A 791-nucleotide genomic window follows, 5' to 3' on the forward strand; every position below is an offset into this window, starting at 1 on the left:
GCTGCTGGCCGGTGCCGCGCAGATGGACGAACACGCGCTCACCGCGCCGCTCGCACAGAACCTGCCGGTCCTGCATGCCCTGACCGATATCTGGAACCGCAACCTGCTGGGCCATGCCACCCATGCGGTGATGACCTACGACCAGCGCCTGGCGCTGCTGCCTGCCTACCTGCAGCAGCTGGTGATGGAAAGCCTGGGCAAGCGCGTGCAGCTCGATGGCAGCCCGGTGGCCAGCGACACCGTGCCGGTGTGGTGGGGCGGGGCAGGCACCGATGTGCAGCACAGCTTCTTCCAGGCACTGCACCAGGGCACCAGCGTGATCCCGGCCGATTTCATCGGCTGCGTGCGCAACGATGACCCCTACGTGGTCAACCACCAGGCGCTGATGGCCAACCTGCTGGCGCAGACCGAAGCGCTGGCCAACGGCCAGGGCAGCGACGATCCGCACCGTGCGTATCCTGGCGGCCGCCCGAGCACGCTTATCCTGCTCGACGCGCTCACCCCGCAGGCGCTTGGCGCGCTGATCGCCATGTACGAACACGCCGTGTACGTGCAGTCGATCATCTGGAACATCAACGCCTTCGACCAGTTCGGCGTGGAGCTGGGCAAGCAGTTGGCCAGCCAGCTGCTGCCGGCGCTGCAGGGTGAAGCGCATGCCATCACCGATCCGGTGACGCTGGAGCTGCTGGGCCGGTTGCGGCCGCTGCCGTGATGATGGCGTGGGTGGTGGTGGGGGATGCAACCTCCGGTGGCGGCGAAGTGGTTACCGGCAGCGCGTCAAGGCGTATCGA

General features: G+C 67.4%; 1 pseudogene. It reads left to right on the forward strand.

The annotated features are described in order from the left end of the window. Nucleotides 1–712: pseudogene (locus tag DBR34_RS12530) on the forward strand (glucose-6-phosphate isomerase); the annotation flags it as partial. Nucleotides 713–791 lie beyond the last annotated feature (79 nt).

The organism is Stenotrophomonas sp. HMWF003 (genome assembly GCF_003061285.1).
In the GTDB taxonomy this organism is placed as follows: domain Bacteria; phylum Pseudomonadota; class Gammaproteobacteria; order Xanthomonadales; family Xanthomonadaceae; genus Stenotrophomonas; species Stenotrophomonas maltophilia_AP.